The organism is Cohnella zeiphila, assembly GCF_014212055.1.
Lineage (GTDB): Bacteria > Bacillota > Bacilli > Paenibacillales > Paenibacillaceae > Cohnella > Cohnella zeiphila.
This window is the reverse complement of record NZ_JACJVO010000040.1, coordinates 48,540-64,883: the sequence shown is the minus strand read 5'-3', so window position 1 is coordinate 64,883 and position 16,344 is coordinate 48,540. Positions and strand designations below refer to the sequence as shown.

Annotated in this window: 20 protein-coding genes; 5 read left to right on the top strand and 15 right to left on the bottom strand. The window is 61.4% G+C overall.

Annotation, left to right across the window (positions count from 1 at the left end):
* Nucleotides 1-21 precede the first annotated feature (21 nt).
* Nucleotides 22-1,494: a copper amine oxidase N-terminal domain-containing protein gene (locus H7C18_RS29450; protein ID WP_185132700.1), complete on the top strand. Its 1,473-nt coding sequence runs from the start codon at nt 22-24 to the stop codon at nt 1,492-1,494.
* Between the two features lie 264 nt (nt 1,495-1,758).
* Here H7C18_RS29450 and H7C18_RS29445 read toward each other — a convergent pair whose 3' ends face one another.
* The 10 genes from H7C18_RS29445 to H7C18_RS29400 all read right to left on the bottom strand — a co-directional run bounded on the left by H7C18_RS29445 (nt 1,759) and on the right by H7C18_RS29400 (nt 7,779).
* Nucleotides 1,759-2,061 (bottom strand): iron-sulfur cluster assembly accessory protein, encoded by a 303-nt coding sequence (locus H7C18_RS29445; protein WP_185132699.1) that lies wholly within the window; start codon nt 2,059-2,061, stop codon nt 1,759-1,761.
* 114 nt (nt 2,062-2,175) lie between these two features.
* Nucleotides 2,176-2,433 (bottom strand): hypothetical protein, encoded by a 258-nt coding sequence (locus H7C18_RS29440; protein ID WP_238358046.1) that lies wholly within the window; start codon nt 2,431-2,433, stop codon nt 2,176-2,178.
* A 64-nt stretch (nt 2,434-2,497) separates the two neighbouring features.
* Complete coding sequence (locus H7C18_RS29435) at nt 2,498-3,712, bottom strand: M14 family zinc carboxypeptidase (RefSeq protein WP_337913923.1); 1,215 nt, start codon at nt 3,710-3,712, stop codon at nt 2,498-2,500.
* Between the two features lie 125 nt (nt 3,713-3,837).
* Nucleotides 3,838-4,650, bottom strand: a complete 813-nt coding sequence (gene racE / locus H7C18_RS29430) for a glutamate racemase (RefSeq protein WP_185132698.1) — start codon at nt 4,648-4,650, stop codon at nt 3,838-3,840.
* Nucleotides 4,651-4,850: 200 nt separating this feature from the next.
* On the bottom strand, nt 4,851-5,165 hold the full coding sequence (locus H7C18_RS29425) for a YtxH domain-containing protein (RefSeq protein WP_185132697.1): 315 nt from the start codon (nt 5,163-5,165) through the stop codon (nt 4,851-4,853).
* Between the two features lie 38 nt (nt 5,166-5,203).
* Nucleotides 5,204-5,686, bottom strand: a complete 483-nt coding sequence (locus H7C18_RS29420) for a hypothetical protein (protein WP_185132696.1) — start codon at nt 5,684-5,686, stop codon at nt 5,204-5,206.
* Between the two features lie 359 nt (nt 5,687-6,045).
* Nucleotides 6,046-6,699: a helix-turn-helix transcriptional regulator gene (locus tag H7C18_RS29415; protein ID WP_185132695.1), complete on the bottom strand. Its 654-nt coding sequence runs from the start codon at nt 6,697-6,699 to the stop codon at nt 6,046-6,048.
* Between the two features lie 196 nt (nt 6,700-6,895).
* Nucleotides 6,896-7,333 (bottom strand): DUF86 domain-containing protein, encoded by a 438-nt coding sequence (locus tag H7C18_RS29410; RefSeq protein WP_185132694.1) that lies wholly within the window; start codon nt 7,331-7,333, stop codon nt 6,896-6,898.
* A 7-nt stretch (nt 7,334-7,340) separates the two neighbouring features.
* Nucleotides 7,341-7,478: a hypothetical protein gene (locus H7C18_RS29405; RefSeq protein ID WP_185132739.1), complete on the bottom strand. Its 138-nt coding sequence runs from the start codon at nt 7,476-7,478 to the stop codon at nt 7,341-7,343.
* 13 nt (nt 7,479-7,491) lie between these two features.
* Nucleotides 7,492-7,779 carry a Dabb family protein gene (locus tag H7C18_RS29400; RefSeq protein WP_185132693.1) on the bottom strand — a complete coding sequence of 96 codons (288 nt, stop codon included), beginning with the start codon at nt 7,777-7,779 and terminating at the stop codon, nt 7,492-7,494.
* A 120-nt stretch (nt 7,780-7,899) separates the two neighbouring features.
* Here H7C18_RS29400 and H7C18_RS29395 point away from each other — a divergent pair, with 120 nt between their 5' ends.
* Nucleotides 7,900-8,154, top strand: a complete 255-nt coding sequence (locus H7C18_RS29395) for a hypothetical protein (RefSeq protein WP_185132692.1) — start codon at nt 7,900-7,902, stop codon at nt 8,152-8,154.
* A gap of 50 nt (nt 8,155-8,204) precedes the next feature.
* On the opposite strand, the gene H7C18_RS29390 is transcribed toward H7C18_RS29395, so the two are convergent.
* The 4 genes from H7C18_RS29390 to H7C18_RS29375 form a co-directional block, all read right to left on the bottom strand.
* Nucleotides 8,205-8,576, bottom strand: a complete 372-nt coding sequence (locus tag H7C18_RS29390; RefSeq protein ID WP_185132691.1) for a cytochrome c oxidase subunit II — start codon at nt 8,574-8,576, stop codon at nt 8,205-8,207.
* Between the two features lie 146 nt (nt 8,577-8,722).
* Nucleotides 8,723-9,160 (bottom strand): phage holin family protein, encoded by a 438-nt coding sequence (locus H7C18_RS29385; RefSeq protein WP_185132690.1) that lies wholly within the window; start codon nt 9,158-9,160, stop codon nt 8,723-8,725.
* Between the two features lie 137 nt (nt 9,161-9,297).
* A complete protein-coding gene (locus tag H7C18_RS29380) occupies nt 9,298-10,872 on the bottom strand; it encodes a sensor histidine kinase (protein WP_185132689.1) in 1,575 nt (524 codons plus the stop codon).
* Nucleotides 10,869-11,552 carry a response regulator transcription factor gene (locus H7C18_RS29375; RefSeq protein ID WP_185132688.1) on the bottom strand — a complete coding sequence of 228 codons (684 nt, stop codon included), beginning with the start codon at nt 11,550-11,552 and terminating at the stop codon, nt 10,869-10,871. The genes H7C18_RS29380 and H7C18_RS29375 overlap by 4 nt, the downstream gene beginning before the upstream one ends.
* Before the next feature lie 227 nt (nt 11,553-11,779).
* Between H7C18_RS29375 and H7C18_RS29370 the strand changes: the two genes are divergently transcribed.
* From H7C18_RS29370 to H7C18_RS29360, 3 genes are read left to right on the top strand one after another with little or no spacing between them, the layout of a single operon-like run.
* On the top strand, nt 11,780-12,085 hold the full coding sequence (locus H7C18_RS29370) for a hypothetical protein (protein ID WP_185132687.1): 306 nt from the start codon (nt 11,780-11,782) through the stop codon (nt 12,083-12,085).
* A gap of 21 nt (nt 12,086-12,106) precedes the next feature.
* Nucleotides 12,107-13,054: an FAD:protein FMN transferase gene (locus H7C18_RS29365; protein WP_185132686.1), complete on the top strand. Its 948-nt coding sequence runs from the start codon at nt 12,107-12,109 to the stop codon at nt 13,052-13,054.
* Nucleotides 13,038-13,646 carry a ferric reductase-like transmembrane domain-containing protein gene (locus H7C18_RS29360; protein ID WP_185132685.1) on the top strand — a complete coding sequence of 203 codons (609 nt, stop codon included), beginning with the start codon at nt 13,038-13,040 and terminating at the stop codon, nt 13,644-13,646. Before H7C18_RS29365 ends, H7C18_RS29360 begins: the two co-directional genes overlap by 17 nt.
* 114 nt (nt 13,647-13,760) lie before the next feature.
* Here the strand turns inward: H7C18_RS29360 and H7C18_RS29355 are convergent, their stop codons facing one another.
* Nucleotides 13,761-16,199 carry a beta-mannosidase gene (locus H7C18_RS29355; RefSeq protein ID WP_185132684.1) on the bottom strand — a complete coding sequence of 813 codons (2,439 nt, stop codon included), beginning with the start codon at nt 16,197-16,199 and terminating at the stop codon, nt 13,761-13,763.
* Nucleotides 16,200-16,344 lie beyond the last annotated feature (145 nt).

The window sequence follows — 16,344 nt, the reverse complement described above, 5'->3', positions numbered from 1 at the left end:
GATGAAAGGCGGTTTCCCTGCATGTCTGCCATTTCCCAATCCGAGACGCGGTCCGCGCCTCTCCCGTCGCTTCGGAAGCGCGCCCGGCGAATGGTCGGCTGGTTCGTCCTGTTCGCCGCGACCGCGGCAATTGCGGTCGCTCTCCTCACCGTGCTGATCGATCCACTGCAGTTCTATCACCGGGCCGGCTGGTATACGCCCCGCTTCTCGACCGAAGAGCGGTACCAGAATCCCGGTCTGGCCAAAAACTGGGATTACGACACGATCATCATCGGCACTTCGATGACCGAGAACTTCCTGCCCTCCCAGGTAGGCGAGCAACTGGGCGGCAAAGTGATGAAGCTGTCCATCGAAGGCTCGACGGCGGACGAGCACAATAAGATCGCCAAAGTGGCGCTGAGCACGGGCAAGGTCAAACGGGTTCTGTGGGGCCTCGACTATTTCTCGCTGAAGTCGAATTCGGCGGACGACGGCTACAATTTCCCCGACTATCTGTACGACGACAAGTGGTGGAACGATTACCCGTATTTGTTCAACTACTCGGTCTATCAGCAGTTTTTTAACAGCATCAAAGCGAACCTGCAGCATTTGAAGCCGCAGAACCTCGAATATTTATACAACTGGAATCATGCGGTGACGTACGGGAAGGCCAAGGTGGCGAAGTCGTACGCCCAAGCCAACGTGGACGAAGTCTACTTCGGCTTGAACGAGGAGACGCTGGACGTCGTTCAGCAAAGCTTCGACGACAACATTCTGTCGCTGGTCAAAGCGTATCCCGACGTCGAGTTCGACTTCTACTATCCGCCCTACAGCGTGCTGCGCCAGGTCGTCTGGTACAACACGAATCCCGGACGCTTCGGCAACCAGCTGGAGATGCGCAAGTGGATGTACGAGCAGTTCGCCTCTCTTCCGAACGTGAAGCTGTACGATTTCCAGGCCAACAGCGAATGGACGTACGATCTGGACTTGTACAAGGATCTGTCCCACCACAAGCAGGACGTCAACAGTTGGATCGCCGAAGCGATCGGAGCCGACGACGCCAAGTACCGGGTCACCGACGGCAACGTGGATTCTTTGAACGCGCAGCTTAAGCAGCAGGCGGAAACGGCCGTCCTGAACGCGGACGACAATGTGGTCGGCTTCCAGGTCATGCTGAACGGAGAATCCAAAGTGTTCACGAACCGCGTGCTCGCGGACACGAAGGACGAGCTGCTCGTGCCGGTCAAGCAGGCCGCCGCCGCGCTCGGAGCCGATCTCGGATGGGACCAGGCGACCAAGACGGTCACGCTGTCCGTGAACGGACGCAAGCTGAAGATGACCGTCGGCAGCACCGAAGCCCAGGCGTCGGGAAGCGCCGTTACGTCGGCCAACGCTCCTCAGCTCGTCGGCGGCACCGCCCTGATCCCGTTCGGCTTCGCGGCCGGCCAGCTTGGCTTCAACGTCGCCGTCGACCATTCGAACGGCCAGATGACGGTGCTCACCGTCCAATCTTAATTTGCAAAAGCCGGGGACAGCTCCTCCGGCTTTTTTTGTGTTGTTGTAAGGTGTTTATCTCATCGCTTGACGCTCGTGCGGTCCGGTTCTGCGGAAGTTATTGCGTTCTGACATTAACTCAGGCCATAAGGGGGCTAATCCCTGGGCAACCGGCTCGGAGAATGTGAAGAGAAAGAGGAAGAGAGAGCCGCGGGCTCAGAAAAACACAAAACCCGGAAGGACGCCAGCAGGCTCTTCCGGGTTCCCTGACGGGCATGCGGAGGCTCAGTGCTCTCCGTGGTTGCCTTTAGACGGATTGGTGATGACGAATCCTTCCTGCGGCAAATACAGATAATCGATCACGACGCCGTCAAGCATCTCCTCGCCGGACTTGAGCAGGACGTCAATCTCTTTATCCGTCGAAACGATAACATCGTCTTCCTTCGGCTTGTCTAGATCGAGGCCGTAATGGGCGTGATCGCCATGGCTGTGGGTGACGAACACGCGCAGCTTCAGCTCGGCGTTCTCGGGCTTGTCCAGCTCGACGCGCAAAATTTTGGCGGCATTGCGGGTAATTTTACATTTCATGATGGCTGTTCGCTCCTGTCTTGTTCATCGTACCGTTCGAGAGTCACGTTCTATTGTAATGAAACGGCAGCGATCCCGCAACCGCGTTCTTCGCCGGCCGCGACTTCCTGCGGATCATTCGAACGCGTTCGGGCCATACTTGCGCTCCATCCGTCCGACGTACCAGCCGGCCGCCGCCAAGGTTACCGCGATGTCGTCGATCGGAATGAACGGCATCAAGTCCGGGAGCACCCAATACAGCAGTACCGGAACGACGAACAGCAGCTTATCCGCAACCGACACGCGAGGGGAGCGCAGAATGCGCCAGAGGCGGGTCGGCAGCTTCGTGCCCAGCCGCCGCCAAGATCCGCGCGCACGTATCCGACGAGCCATCCGCGTCCCTCCCCGCTTTCGTTTTTTTCCTCCTACAAGTGTACCCCGCGAGCGTCCGTTCGACTCACTCGGCGAATTCCATCGCTTCCGTCAATATGGCGAGCGTATCGTCATAGACATCCGGAAAAACGCGAAGCGGAAGCGGATTGCGCCCCCACCCCATCTCGGCCGTGAAGCCGGGACGGCGGAATTCCGCGATAAACCAATCTTTGAACCCGGCGTCGCTCCCCTCCAGCTTGACGGGCCGGTAGCCGGAAGCGGCGGCAAGACGGCTCGCCCGCCGTTCGGACGACTCGGGTTCGAGCCCGCGATAGTTCCAGTATATTTCCTCGCCCTGGGTGTGAAAAGAAAGCGCCGCGTGAAAATCCGTCTCCCGCGCGAATCCGGCCAGCGCCTGCGCCTCCGGTTCGGACAGAGGGGCCGGCCCCGAGTAGTCGCGCGGCCCCGGTCCGCCGCGGCCCCGCCGTTTCCGCTCCTCCTCCCAGAACGCGGGGAACTGGTCGTTCAGGTCGACGCCGCGAATGTTCGCTTTCCAGCGGTCGAAGCGGCGCGAGCCTTTATTCCATCTAAGCAGATCTTTATAGAAAGGATGATCCGGCTTCAGCCCGGCCTGCGACAGATCCGCTCCGTCGGGATTGGCCATCGGCACGACCCAAAGCGTGCAGCGGCGATAGAGCGCCGCCGCCGATCTGCCGCCGATGGAGCCGTGCCACTTGCAGGCCCGGGCATACTCTTCGACGAAGCGCATGAGCGCCAGCGCCGTTATCCACTCGTTCGCGTGGACCGTCCCGTTCGCATGAAGGCGGAACGCGCCTTCGCCCAGCCGCAGCGCGTGAATCGGCTTGCCCATGACGCTTCGGCCGATGACCGCTTCCGTCAGGAACGGATATTCCTTCTTCAGGCGCTCTATATCCCTGGCCAGCTGAGCGGAGCCGTATTCGGCGCCGGCCTTGACGATCCGGTCGCTGCCCGGTGCGGGAAGCTCGATCACTTGCCCTTCCTCCAGCTGCTCGCCCTGAATGCTTCCGTTGATCTCCCGCAGACGAGCCGCCGGGCAGCCTGCCTTGACGGCGATCGACTCCCAGGTGTCGCCGCCCAAGACCGAATACCGCCGCGGCAGCCGGACGGGCACCTGAAGCAGCTCCCCTTCGATCAGCGGCTCTCCTTCGATCCATTGCGGATTGGCGGCGGCCAGAGAGCTATAAGAGACGCCTAACGAGGCGGCGATCCGCCGCGGCGTGTCCCCGGCCCGCACGACGTAGGACATGACATTCGTCAAGGCTATCGACCCCCTTCAACATCGTTATTCTAACGATATATGAAGCGGAACATGGCAAAATGCCACCCCCGGCCATAGGGCCGAAGGGCGGCACGGTCGCTTGCTTGTGCGGACGATGACCGATCTCAGGCGCCGATATTGGGCACCTGCCAGACGACCGGCGTCAGCCGTATTTGCTCGCCGAGCCACGTCTGGGCGATCTCTTGGAACTTCTTCGTATCCCCGCTGCAAAAAAACTGATGAACCGGAGACATGCCGCTGCCTGCCAGTTGATTGTTTTCGTGAAGGATGGTGCTGATTTCCCTTGCCGTCTCGTCCGCCGAACTGATCAGCGTCACGTTCGGCCCCATCGTCTCCGAGATCGTCTCGGCCAGGAACGGATAATGCGTGCAGCCGAGAATCAGGCAATCGAGCCTGCGGCTTTGGAGCGGAAGCAAGTTTTCTCTCACGACGCGCTCTGTCTCCCCCGACCGGAAGTTCCCGTTCTCCACAAGAGGCACGAACGCCGGACAAGCCTGGCTCACCACATCGATATGCGGAGACAGGCGGTGCAGCGCTTGCTCGTAGGCTCCGCTCTTGATCGTGCCCTCCGTGCCGATGACGCCGATTCGGCCGTTCTTCGTCTTGCCGATCGCGGCGCGGGCGCCGGGATTGATCACTCCGACGACAGGAATCGACAAGCGGCTGCGAATGTCCTCCAGAGCAACCGCAGTTGCCGTATTGCAGGCGATCACCATCATTTTGGGCCGGAATTGGGACAAATAATCGACGATTTCGCGCGTAAATTTGATGATTTCTTCGGAAGGTCTGGGACCGTAAGGAGTGCGGGCGGTGTCGCCGAAATACAGGATTTTCTCCCGGGGCAACTGACGCATGACTTCCTTGACGACAGTCAGTCCTCCCACGCCGGAGTCCAGGACTGCGATCGCTTGCTGCACGAGAACACCGCGCTTTCTTCAGGTAAGGTATGACAGAACATGATACATTATGACGACTTGTCGCGAATGGTACCTACATATTAGCTCATCTTGGCGCCCGGTTCAAGGACGCGCCGGTCTCCCCCGGTTCATCGGCAAAGAAGCCGTCCGGCGGGAGCGGACGGCTTCTCTATGCGAATTGCGGGCTTATGCTCTTCTTCTTATTGATCGTCCGCCGCGTCTTCCGCGGACCCGTCGTCCGCGATGGACGCGATCTCGGCTTTATCGCGCTTGCCGAAGCGGGACCGAATGCCTTCGGCCCAATCGCCGGAACGCCGCGCCAGCGAACTTGCCGTCGCGCCGGCCTTGCGTCCGATCTCGGCCGTCTTCTCGCCCACGGTGTGGGCCGTGTCCGCAATATCCTTGCGCAGCTCGCTGCCTTTCTTCGGCGCGAACAGCAGCCCCGCGACCGCCCCCGTTACCGCTCCGGCCAGCGCGCCCCACAGAAACGACTTTACCGCCTTTTTCTCCGCCATGTCGTTTTTCTCCTCTCGCTCATCAAATGATGTCTTGGCTAACGTTCTTCATCCGCATCGCCGTCTCGGCTCGCTTCGCCTTCGTTCGGCACGCCCGCCAGACGCTGGCGCAGCGCCTGCCATAGACTCATGCCCATCTCCGCCCAATCCGGGCCCGAAGCGTGCCGCGGCGTTCTCTTCTCTTCCGCAGCCAGCGAATCGCCGACCCGGTCGGTCCACCGGCTGACCGCGTCGGCCGCCGTTTTGGCGGCCTTCTCGGCGGCGGCTCCGAGCGCCCGCCCCCCTTCCGCGAGACGCTCGAAGCCTTCCAGGCCGCGGCGGCAGCGTTCGGCCGCATCGGCGGCTTCGCTTCCAAGACGCCGCCACTGCGCGAGCGTCGTTTCCGTCTCGCGCTCCAGCCGCGCGAGAGTAGCGTCCCACCGCCGCAGCATGCGGCCGATCGCGACGGCGGCGATCAAGAGAGCCGCGGCTGCCGCCAGACACGCCGCCGCTACCGAATAAGCGGCCCAATCCCAAGCCATCGCCGCGCACCTCCTCCGCTCCCGGCGCTCTCGTCCGCCGGTCCTCCCATGGGTTCCGACCGGGACAGTCGCCCATGCGGTTAATTCAGTATAAGAACGTTGGGCTTGACTTGACACAGCGGACAAAGCAAAAATTCGGCCAGGGGAAAATCCGGCGAAAACGACCCGCTTGCGATCCAGAACATCGCTACAGCGGCTCGGCGAGGGCGGCGGAAAGCGCCATGCGATCAAAAACATCGCATCGCAATCCCTCTCGCCATCTTTTCCCGCTCCATCCGTCAAAAAAGCTAACTGCAAAAAAAGCAAACCACCAAAAAAGCGCCCTCCCCAATGGGAAAGAGCGCTTCAATACTCGTTTGCTATTTCGGCTCGTCCGACGCCGCGGCGGCGCGAATGGCATAGGTGCAGCGGTTGCCGCCGTCGGCGAAGCATTCCGTCCGCTCCACGTCCGCGCTCAGCAGCTCGGCGAACAGCGCCTTCTCGCAGCTGCAAGCCTGGCGGTACCGGTTCGCCACCTGGGCGATCGGGCAATTGCGCTCGTGCAGGACGTACCCGCCGGCGGGATCCGTCTCCCAGACCGCCATATAGCCGCCCGCATTCTGGATCGCCGCCAATTCGGCGACTCTCTCCCTAAGCGGCTTGCCCCGCATCCGGTCGCGATATCTCGCCTCCAGCTTGGCTCGCCGGCCTTCGAACAAACGGTCGACCGTCTCCGGCCCGCTCAGTTCCTCCAGCTCGCCGAGCAGCTCCAACGTCAGGTGAGGGTAATTTTTCGGAAAAAGATCGTCGGCGCTCTCCGTCAGCGTATAGCGATAAGAAGGCCGCCCCATCGCCTGCCGGACCGCCAGGGAACGGACGATGCCGTCGCGCTCCAAGCGGTGCAGATGGCGGCGGACGCCCATCTCGGTAAGGCCGAGCTCGCCGGACAATTCGGCGATGCCGCAGCCGCCCGTCGTCCGGAGCAGCTCGATCAACCGGCGGCGCGTCGTCGTTCCTTTCTCTTGCTGCGGCATCTGCCCACTTCCTTTCCGCGCGCCCGGTCGAACCGCCGAAGCGGTCCGGAGAGCGAATGTTCGTTTGTTTTCATTGTAACGGAACTTGGTTCGGGCGTAAACGAAATAACTGTACAAAGCGGAGCCCGGCTTCGAAGCTTGCCAAGATACGATGCAGAGGCCACGAAATTTGAAAAAGCAAGGGCTCCGATCGGAGTCACCTTGCTTCCCAAGGATCCAGTTCCTTGCGCAAAAAGTTGCCTACGTCATCCGCGAACCCGGTCAGCAGCTCCGGCAGTTCGGCGGTCAGCGGATGCAATGCGGTTCTCGGCCAGCTGTCGTATTCCTGAACGAGCGGCTTCCGGAGAAGCACCAGTTCGCGCAGCTTCTCGGCGCGCTCCGCCGGGACGACATTCTCTCCCGCGATGACCTCCACGATATCCTCGTAGCTGCTGGCGTCCCTCATCATGAAGCCGTCGATCAGGAAGCTGCCTGCGTCCGTCACGATCTCCAGCGCCAGATGCAGCGCCCGCTCCTGCGCCAAACCTTCGATTCGGGAGCCCGTCCAGCCCGATGCCAGCTCCGCCGCGGCGGCGGCCAGGTCGGGAATGCACGCCAGTCTCCGTTCGATTCCTTCCCGATTTACGTAATACAAATACGGTTCACCTCTCGTCCTTGCGGCCCTTGCGCTTGCCTCTTCGCTTCAACCAGGCGACCATGATGATCGCGCTGAAAATGATGACGAGAAGATACGTCATCATCTCATAAAGATCCCCTGCGCCCGAATCGGTCGAATTCACGTTCCTCTCCCCTTCAGCTCTCGTAATCGACGCTGTACGAGACGTCCTTCGCCTCGTTCATGTGCGCGATCACTTTTTGATGCTCGGGGTGCACCTGATACGCCTGAAGCCCGTCCAAATCATGGAATGTCGTCGTCAGCGCGATGTCGAACGAGCGTTCCGAACGAAGCACGTCGGTGCCGACGTCGATCGACAGCAGCCCTTCGATCTTTCCTTCCAGGTTGCGAAGCACCTGAGCGGTTCTGGCGACGCTCTCCGGGCTTCTGTCCTTCAGTTTGAACAGCACGATATGGGTAATCATCTTCGCATGTCTCCTTTTGGCAAAATAAATCGGCGCCGCGGTCCGGCCGCATGAGCGATTGCCGCGGCGCGCATACTACGAGCAAAAAAGACGACTTGCTTCAAGGAAGGAGACCTTCTCTTGCGCTATACCGTCACCTTGGCGTGTACGCTGTTCGGAGCGGCGCTCTGCCTGTTCAACGCCACCGGCTACGATCCGCATAATCTCTTCCTGTTCATGTTCAGCGTGCCGATCTGGTTCGTCGAAGTGTTCGGCGACATTCACCATGTCGACGTCTTCGCCATGTATCTGCTTACCATCGCCAGCTGGGCGGCGATCGGCTACATCTCCGACCGCCTGATCATGCGGGACCGGGCGAAGCGGGCCGCCGACTGACGCCGATGGAATGGCAAAAAAGGAGCCGACAAGGCTCCTTTTGCATGCGGTTACTCAACAATCACCTTGGCGACCATGCCCGCATGGCCTTGGCCGCACATGATCGAGCAATGCAGCTCGTACGTGCCGGGCTTGAACGTATACTCCATCTTCGGATTGTCCTTGGTCATGTTGATGCCGAGTTCGTCGATCTCGGCTCCGTGGTTGCCGAGCTTGCTGTTAAAGCTGATTAGGTATTTCGTGTCCGCTTTAAGATGGTACTCCTTCTGGTCGAACTGGAAGTTCGTCGCGGTGATCTTGAGCAGTTCCTCGCCTGCCGCGAGCTTCTCTTCCTTCGGCCTTTCGGGCAACCCTTGCGCCAGCAAGTATACACCGAACAAGCAAGCGATGACGATCAAGACGGGCATGATCCACTTGTACATTGATGCTCCCCCTGCTTCCTTCAATTGTCCATCTCTTATATTACCTAAAATGCCCGTTTGAACTCAACAGTTGCATTCACGAGAACGTCAACTTTTTTTCACATATGGCAAAAGTATGAACATTTTTCCGGCAGAAAAGACACTCTTCAGGACGGAGGCCGGTCGCCGGAAGGGGGATCGTCGTCCGGCGGCCGGTCGCCGCCCCGGTCGCGCAGCAGTTTGACTGCGTTGCGGAGTTTGTCCGGCAGCGGAAGGCCCAGGCGCCCGTAGTTCTCGATGACGGACAGCAGCTCGTTGCCGATGTAGAAATAAATAGCGGCCCCCATCGCCATGTCGACGTGAAGCAGCACGTCCACACGATGGGCGACGAGAACGACGAGCAGCATCAATCCTTTCTTGCCAAGCCCCCAGAACCCGGCGGTGCTGCTCAGCCCTTTGCCTTCCCGAAGCGAAGCCGCAACTCCGCTGATGTAATCGACTCCCATAACGACTAGCAGAAACGTGAGCGATTCCGGCCAAATGCCGAACGAGAAAACGAGAATGGCCCCGATGATGATGCTGCCCGCTCCAAGATTGGCGTTCATGCTTTTCTCCTCCTCCCGAGGCTTGTTCAATTGCATCCTATGCGAACGGGAGGAGGATGGCATCTTCGGATGCCCGTCCGAAGAGCGGAGCGGGGCGGCCGGCTTAAGGAGCCGGGTCCCCGCCGCGCCGGTAATCGTCAGCGGCCTTCGCCGGAATCGTCCGCCGGAAGCAAGATTCGGAAGACGCTGCCGGCGCCTGCAACGCTTGACGCTTCGATCGTGCCGCCGTGGCGTTCGACGATCGAGCGGGAGATCGAAAGGCCGAGTCCCGCCCCGCCGTTCTTGCGGGCCCTCGAAGCGTCGATGCGATAGAAACGGTCGAAGATCCGAGCCAGATGCTCGGCGGCGATCCCTTCCCCGTTGTCTTCAACGGAGACGACGGCCCGTTCGCCTTCGCGCGTAAGCGAGATCCGGATGCGCCCCGTCTTCGCGTCGGTATGCTCGACCGCGTTCCGAAACAGGTTCAGAACGACCTGCTTCAGCTTGTCGGCGTCGAGGCGGCACACGCATTCGGTCTCGATGTCGATCGCCACCGACCGTTCCCCGGCCAGAACCCGCCATTGCGGCTCCATCTCGCGGAGAAGTTCGCCGAGCGGCTCCCGGGCCGTCCGAAGCGGCGGCGCCTGATCCAGCTTGGCGAGCAGGAGCAGGTCTTCCACCAGCTTGTTGATCCGCTTCGTCTCTCCGAGCATGCTGGTCAACGATTTCTCCAAGCGGTCCGCATCTCCGGCCGCGCCGCGCAGCAGCACCTCCAGAAAACCGTGAATCGACGTCATCGGCGTTCGCAGCTCGTGGGACGCGTCCGCCACGAACCGTCTCATCGTCTCTTTCGCCTCTTTCTCCGCCGCGAAGGAGGCCTCCAGGCGGGCCAGCATGCCGTTGAACGACGTGGACAGCCGGTCGATCTCGACTTGCCCCTGGCGCTCGGGGAACCGAACCGCCAACCGCCCCGCATCGATCTCGCCGACGAGCTTGACCAGCCGGGACAGCGGAGATAACGTCCTTCCGAGCACCGGCTGCATGACGAGCCAGGCCGCAATCAGCGAACAAGCGGCGAGGATCGCGAAGATGGCCGACTGGCGCAGGAGCGTGAGAATAAGCGGAGCTAAATCCACGCTGACCTGAACGATCCCGTGCGTCCCGTGGATCTCCACGGTTTGGAGCACAACCAGCGTCCGTCCCTCCGTGCCGTCCCTAAGCACGCGATAAGCGCCGCCCGGATAATCGGCGAGCACGCTGCCGTAGTCCTCGTCGGACAGCCTCGGAGCGGAAGGCGTCGAAGCTTCCCCGTCCTGGCCGCCGGACAGGGACGAGAAGCCGCCGGCGTCGTCGATATAAGCGACGGAGGCGCCGCCGAACAGGAGCGAGACGTCACGCTCTCCGCCGTCCCGTCCCTCCCCGGGGCCTCTTGCGTCCCCGTAAGGGAGAGTCCGCCGCGAATCGGAGTCGCCGTCCCCGCCGCCGGGGGAGTACGTGCCGGCAATGCCCGCCGCTCTCGCCCAGATGTCCTTGTCCGCGGTCCGCACCTGGCTCTGGATGCCCTCTGCTTTATTTTCCACAAGGAATCGATACGTCAACACGAATTGGAGGCACCCGATGAGGAGAAGCAACGCGGCCATCAGCATGAGCGAGCGGGAGAGCAGCTGGAACCGCAGCGAGCCCGGCATTGCCGGGATCCAGGGGCGAAACCGCTTGCGGATGGCCCCGTTCATGGCAGATCCATCCGGTAGCCTGCGCCGCGAAGCGTGCGGATGATGCGGTGTTCCCGGTCGCCCAGCTTGTCCCGCAGCGAACGGACGTATACTTCGACGATGTTGTCGTCCCCGGCGAAGTCGTAGCCCCAGACGCGCTCCAGAATGGCCGGCTTGCTCAGCACGATCCCGCGGTTGAAAATCAAATAGCGCAGCAGCTCATATTCGGTCGGCGACAGCTCCAGCACCCGCTCGCCCAGCGAAATCTCTTTGCGGCGGTCGTCGACGCGGAACGCGCCGAAGGCGACGGAGCCGAGCAGGTGCGGGAACTGATTGCGCAGCCTCGCCTGAATGCGGGCCAGCAGCTCTTCGAAGCTGAACGGCTTCATCATATAATCGTCCGCTCCCAGCCGCAGCCCTTTGACCCGGTCGTCCACCTCGTCGCGAGCCGTCAGCATGATGACCGCCACGTCCCCTTCCGCTTTCAGCCGCTCGCAAACCTCGAAACCGTCGAATCCCGGCATCATCACGTCCAGAATGGCGACGTGCGGCCGGAACGACGCCGCGATCTCCAGGGCTGCCGTCCCGTCCGATGCGGCGTTCACCTCGTAGCCTTCGTGGCGCAGACCGAGTTCAAGAAAGTCAATAATGTGCGGTTCGTCGTCCGCGAGCAAAATTCGGATGCCGTTCCCCGCCGTCATGTCCGCGCCTCCTCTTTTCCCATGCGAAAATCCGTTTGGGATTATCCTCTCACAACAAGCTGAAAGCCAGCTGAAAAGGGTTGTCATGCAGCACCGGGCGAAAAGCATGTTCGGGGCATTCAGCAAACTTTCAGCCTGCGCTCAAGCGGGCCTAAGGTTCGAATGCCATAATGGTGGCATTCAATAGATCAGCCATCGCTTGCAAGCGAAAAAGGATGTGAAAGGACATGGCTAACAACAAGTGGGTCAAGTGGTGCGTCGGACTGTCCGGCGCGGCGCTGTTCGCCGGCTTCGTCGGCTTCATCTCCCGCGAGGATCCCGCGGCCGCGTCGGCCGGAGGACAAGCCGACGGGACGATATCGAATAACGAGGGCTCCGATCAGACGCCGCAATACGACGACAGCTTCGGCTACCGCGGGAGACGCGGCGGAGATTTTTTCGGCTCGGACGGCACGAGCGGATCGATCGGATCCGGCGGCTCGGACGGCTCTTCCTCGGAGCTTGGCGGCCGCATGAGAACGAGAGCATCTTGACCGATTAGGAGGAATGCGCCGATGCATACGTTTCAAGCGATGAATACGCAAATGGCCACGCTCGGACTGCCTCCGGAGTCCCGCCGCAAGGCGGAATCCTGGTTCGCCTTCGTCGAGCGGAACCTGAGCCGCTTCCGTCCGGACAGCGAGCTGAACCGGCTGAACCGGTCGGCCGGCCGGCCGTTCATGGCTTCCGCGCTTCTGTTCGAGGCGCTGACCGCCGCCGACGCTTGCCGGGAAGAGACGGGCGGTCTCTTCACTCCGTATCTGGGCGGCGTGCTCTCTTCTCTCGGCTATGACAGAAGCTTCGAGAAGCTGACGGCCGGCCGGCCTTCCCCGGACGGCGAACCGGACGTTTCCGATTCGCCCCGCCGTCCGGCGGCCGAGCTCCGCGCGACGTTTGACGAGCGGATGATGAGCATCCGGCTGCCGGAAGGCTGCCGGGTCGATCTCGGCGGCTTCGCCAAAGGCTGGAGCGCCGAGCAGCTCGCCGGCATGCTCCGCCGGGAAGGGATCCGGACCGGCGCCGTCGACGCGGGCGGCGATATCGCGCTATGGGGAGCTCCGGAGCGCGGCTGGGAGATCGGCGTGGCCGACCCGCGAGACCCGGACCGGGATCTGCTCGAGCTGCGGATCGGGCGGCCGGCGGGAATCGCGACGAGCAGCACGCGGAAGCGGAGCTGGACGGACGGGGAAGGGCGGGCGAGGCATCATCTGATCGATCCCGCCACGCTGCTGCCCGCCGAATCCGATCTCGTTCAGGCGACCGTCGTCGCGCCCCGGCTGACTCAAGCCGAGGTGTACGCCAAATGCCTGATCGTGCTCGGAGCCGCCGCCGGCATTCCCTGGCTGGAGGCACGCCGTCCGGAATTCGGCTACGTCCTGGTCGGACGCGACGGTTCGGTTCGGCGCGGAGGCGCGCTGGAACGCTATGCCCCGGGAGGTGAGACGCATGCGCGAGCTATCTGACGTCCTGTCGGTCTGGGCGACGACCCGGGCCGCGGGAATGACTTCCTATTTGCTGCTGTTCGCCTCTACGCTGGCAGGCTTGCTGATGACGGGCGGCATGTCCGGCAAGCGCAAGGCGGTTCTGCTGGCCGTCCACCAGTGGAGCGGCTGGTTCGGGTTCCTGTTCGGCCTGACGCACGGCATCGTGCTTCTGTTCGACAAGTACGTCGGCTATTCGCCGTTCGAGCTGCTGATTCCGTTCGCCTCGGACGACCATCGCTTCCTGAACGGACTGGGGACGCTGACGCTGTACGTCTGCGTCGTGCTGATCGCCAGCTCCGACCTGATGAAGCGGCTCGGCCGCAAGACGTGGCGCGCGATCCATTTTCTCGCCTTCGCCGGCTTCGGCATGGGATGGCTTCACGGATTCGCCCTCGGCACGGACTCCGCGGTCGGCTGGGTCCGGCTGCTCTATATCGGCACGGGAGCCGCCGTCGTCGCTTTGACCGCCGTGCGGATCTATCGCGCCCGGGCAAAGCGGCGGAACGTCGACTACATTCCGCCGGCAAGCTCCCGGCCGCCCCGGCTCGAACGGCTGGGTCCGTCCGACTAGCTGACCTCGGTTCGCCGTAATTATCCGACCATGATCTCAAGAAGTCGCCATTGGAACCGGCTGCAATTCAAAAAAGGGCGCCCCGTCCCAGGGCGCCCTTCTATTCTATTGATCTTACACGTACGAAATCGTGCGGATTCCGTTCAGACAGACGACAGTCGGTTCGCAGTCTTCCGGCAGCGGGCCCTGCAGCACGACGGTGCGCGATTCTCCCGCGCGCAGATCGAAGTAGTTGTCGCTCAGCGTGCCCGGCACGTCGGACAAGCCGACATCCTTGGCGAACGCGTCCGCCGTCAGCGTAAACTCCGTGTCGCCGCCTGGCAGCGCGCGCTTCGTTACCTGCACGTTCGCCGGCTTCAGCTTGAGCCGGTGCGGCTTGCCCAGCAGGTACGTTTGACTGGCCAGTCGGTCGCCTTCCGCCTCCAGGTGGACGTACAGCACCGTAGTCGCCGGATCGAAGCCCGACACTTCCAGCTTGCCCGCGAACGTAGATCGGCGGCCTTGACCGCGAATTTCCCGCTCCTCCGTCTTCACGACGCGATCCGTCGTCAGGTCGTAAAACTCCGCCGTCACTTTGCCCTCGATGTCGCCCAAGTCATGCACGACGTACAGCTCGGCCTCCGTCCGTCCGGGCCATGTCTTGGCGATGACGTTCGGAGACCGGAAGCTCCGCTTCATGTAATAGTAAGCCGGCTTTTTCACCTTGGCGTAGTCGACGATCGCCCAGCTGATCGACGGCCACAGGTCGCTCCACTGCCAGATAAGCGCGCCGGACGTGTCCGGCATGCGGGACACCCAATGCTCGACGCCGTAACGAAGCGCGTTCGCCTGCATCAGCTGGCTCACGTAGACGAAGCCCGCTTTATCCGCCGGCAGCAGGTAGTCCCCGACCGTATAATAGAACAGACGCTGAATGCCATACGGCGCTTTCTGCATGGCGTCGAACTTCGGATCGCGCAGGTTGGCGGCCGGATCGACCTGGTCCATCACCCGCATGGACGGGTAAGACTGCATGCCGAATTCGGAGAGAAAGCGGCCGTTCACGTCGCGGTATTCCTCATAGGGGTGCGTCTGCCCCCAGACGTGCCAGGAATGGAGATCGCCGTAATCGCCCTCGTACTTCGAATGATCGAACGTCAGCGAATACGGGCTGGTCGGCCAGTACGGGCGGAGCGTATCTTTGCGGCACGCCTCCTTCAGCACGTCGAAGTACAGCTTTTCGCCGAAGCCGTGCTTGCGGAATTTGCGGCTGCGCTCGACGAAATATTGGTTCTCGTTGTTGCCGCACCAGAGCACGATGCTCGGATGCCAGCCGAACTCGTCGATGACGAAATCCGCTTCTCGGCGGACGAGCTCGCTGAACGCATCGTCGTCCGGATAGTCGCCGCAAGCGAACATGAAGTCCTGCCACACCATGATGCCGAGGCGGTCGCACTCCTCGTAAAAATCGTGGTTCTCGTAAGTGCCGCCGCCCCAGACGCGGATCATGTTCATGTTGGCCGCCGCGATGTCCGCAATCTCGGAGCGGTACTCTTCCGCCGTGTCCAGATTCGGGAACAGCCTCAGCGGAATCCAGTTGACGCCTTTGCACAGAATGGCGGCGCCGTTTACTTCGATCAGGAATTTGCGACCCTGTTCGTCGTAAGGCATTTTGATCTTCACGTCCCGGATGCCCACCGCGCAGGAAGACGAGATCGAGGCTTCGTCCGCCACCACCGAGACCTCCAGGCGATAAAGAGGTTGATCGCCATGACCCGCGGGATACCATAGCTTCGGGTTTGCGATCTCCAGGCTCGCCTCATACCGCCGCTGTCCCGCGGCGATCGCGGTCCGTTCCTTTTTCTCCGCGCGCAGCGTCTCTCCGTCATAGATCCGATAAATCATGTCCGCATCGAACGGAGCGTCCTTCAGGTTCACGACCGTATGGTGGGCGACAACGATCGCTTTCTCGTCAGAAAGGCCGGCCAGACGGTAGCCGAGATGCTCTCCCCGGAGCGCCTGGCGGCCCTCCACGCGAACCGCCTTGTGAATGCCCACGGTCGCGAGGCGCGCGCCCCAGTCCCAACCGTAGCCGTATTGCGCCTTCCGCCCGAACACCCGCGCGGAGATGCTGTTCCACTGAATGAGCGATTCGCCGAACGCTCTCTCCTTCTCTTTCATCGTCTCCGTCGGGGAAAAGATGCGAACGACCAGCTCGTTGTTTGCCTGCGCGATCCCTTTGACGTCGAAGCGATAAGAAAGAAACATGTTTTCGGTCCGCCCGACGACTTTCCCGTTCAATTGAATTTCCGCGAACGTGTCCACGCCTTCGAAAACGAGCTCCAGCGCTTCCGAACGAAGCAGCTCGTCGTCCAACCCGAACGTCCGGCGATATTCCCAGTCGTCGTTCTCGATCCATTCGATCTTCGGTTCGAGCAGCGTGTCGTATTCGTTCGGAATGACCCCTTGCTCCATCAAATCCTTCTGGATAAATCCGGGCACGTTCGCCCGGTAGCGTTCCCCCGTCCTGCCGTTAACCGATTCCCAAATTCCGTTTAAATCCATGCTGCGCATAATAGGGCTGCCCTCTCTTCCTTCATTAAGCTGAATTCGATACTGATCCATATCGTAAACGATTATCCGTTGCAAAACAAACCCTTTTGTTTGTGTATTTTTGTTTTTTTAGCCTAATTTTTTGTCCATAAAAAAAGAAAAACCG

Coding starts and splice junctions, on each gene's coding strand:
- H7C18_RS29390 (WP_185132691.1), bottom strand. CDS start 8,576: ATGTACAAGTGGATCATGCCCGTCTTGATCGTCATCGCTTGCTTGTTC.
- H7C18_RS29370 (WP_185132687.1), top strand. CDS start 11,780: ATGGCTAACAACAAGTGGGTCAAGTGGTGCGTCGGACTGTCCGGCGCG.
- H7C18_RS29445 (WP_185132699.1), bottom strand. CDS start 2,061: ATGAAATGTAAAATTACCCGCAATGCCGCCAAAATTTTGCGCGTCGAG.
- H7C18_RS29365 (WP_185132686.1), top strand. CDS start 12,107: ATGCATACGTTTCAAGCGATGAATACGCAAATGGCCACGCTCGGACTG.
- H7C18_RS29450 (WP_185132700.1), top strand. CDS start 22: ATGTCTGCCATTTCCCAATCCGAGACGCGGTCCGCGCCTCTCCCGTCG.
- H7C18_RS29425 (WP_185132697.1), bottom strand. CDS start 5,165: ATGGCGGAGAAAAAGGCGGTAAAGTCGTTTCTGTGGGGCGCGCTGGCC.
- H7C18_RS29375 (WP_185132688.1), bottom strand. CDS start 11,552: ATGACGGCGGGGAACGGCATCCGAATTTTGCTCGCGGACGACGAACCG.
- H7C18_RS29355 (WP_185132684.1), bottom strand. CDS start 16,199: ATGCGCAGCATGGATTTAAACGGAATTTGGGAATCGGTTAACGGCAGG.
- H7C18_RS29385 (WP_185132690.1), bottom strand. CDS start 9,160: ATGAACGCCAATCTTGGAGCGGGCAGCATCATCATCGGGGCCATTCTC.
- H7C18_RS29380 (WP_185132689.1), bottom strand. CDS start 10,872: ATGAACGGGGCCATCCGCAAGCGGTTTCGCCCCTGGATCCCGGCAATG.
- H7C18_RS29420 (WP_185132696.1), bottom strand. CDS start 5,686: ATGGCTTGGGATTGGGCCGCTTATTCGGTAGCGGCGGCGTGTCTGGCG.
- H7C18_RS29440 (WP_238358046.1), bottom strand. CDS start 2,433: ATGGCTCGTCGGATACGTGCGCGCGGATCTTGGCGGCGGCTGGGCACG.
- H7C18_RS29360 (WP_185132685.1), top strand. CDS start 13,038: ATGCGCGAGCTATCTGACGTCCTGTCGGTCTGGGCGACGACCCGGGCC.
- H7C18_RS29400 (WP_185132693.1), bottom strand. CDS start 7,779: ATGATTACCCATATCGTGCTGTTCAAACTGAAGGACAGAAGCCCGGAG.
- H7C18_RS29415 (WP_185132695.1), bottom strand. CDS start 6,699: ATGCCGCAGCAAGAGAAAGGAACGACGACGCGCCGCCGGTTGATCGAG.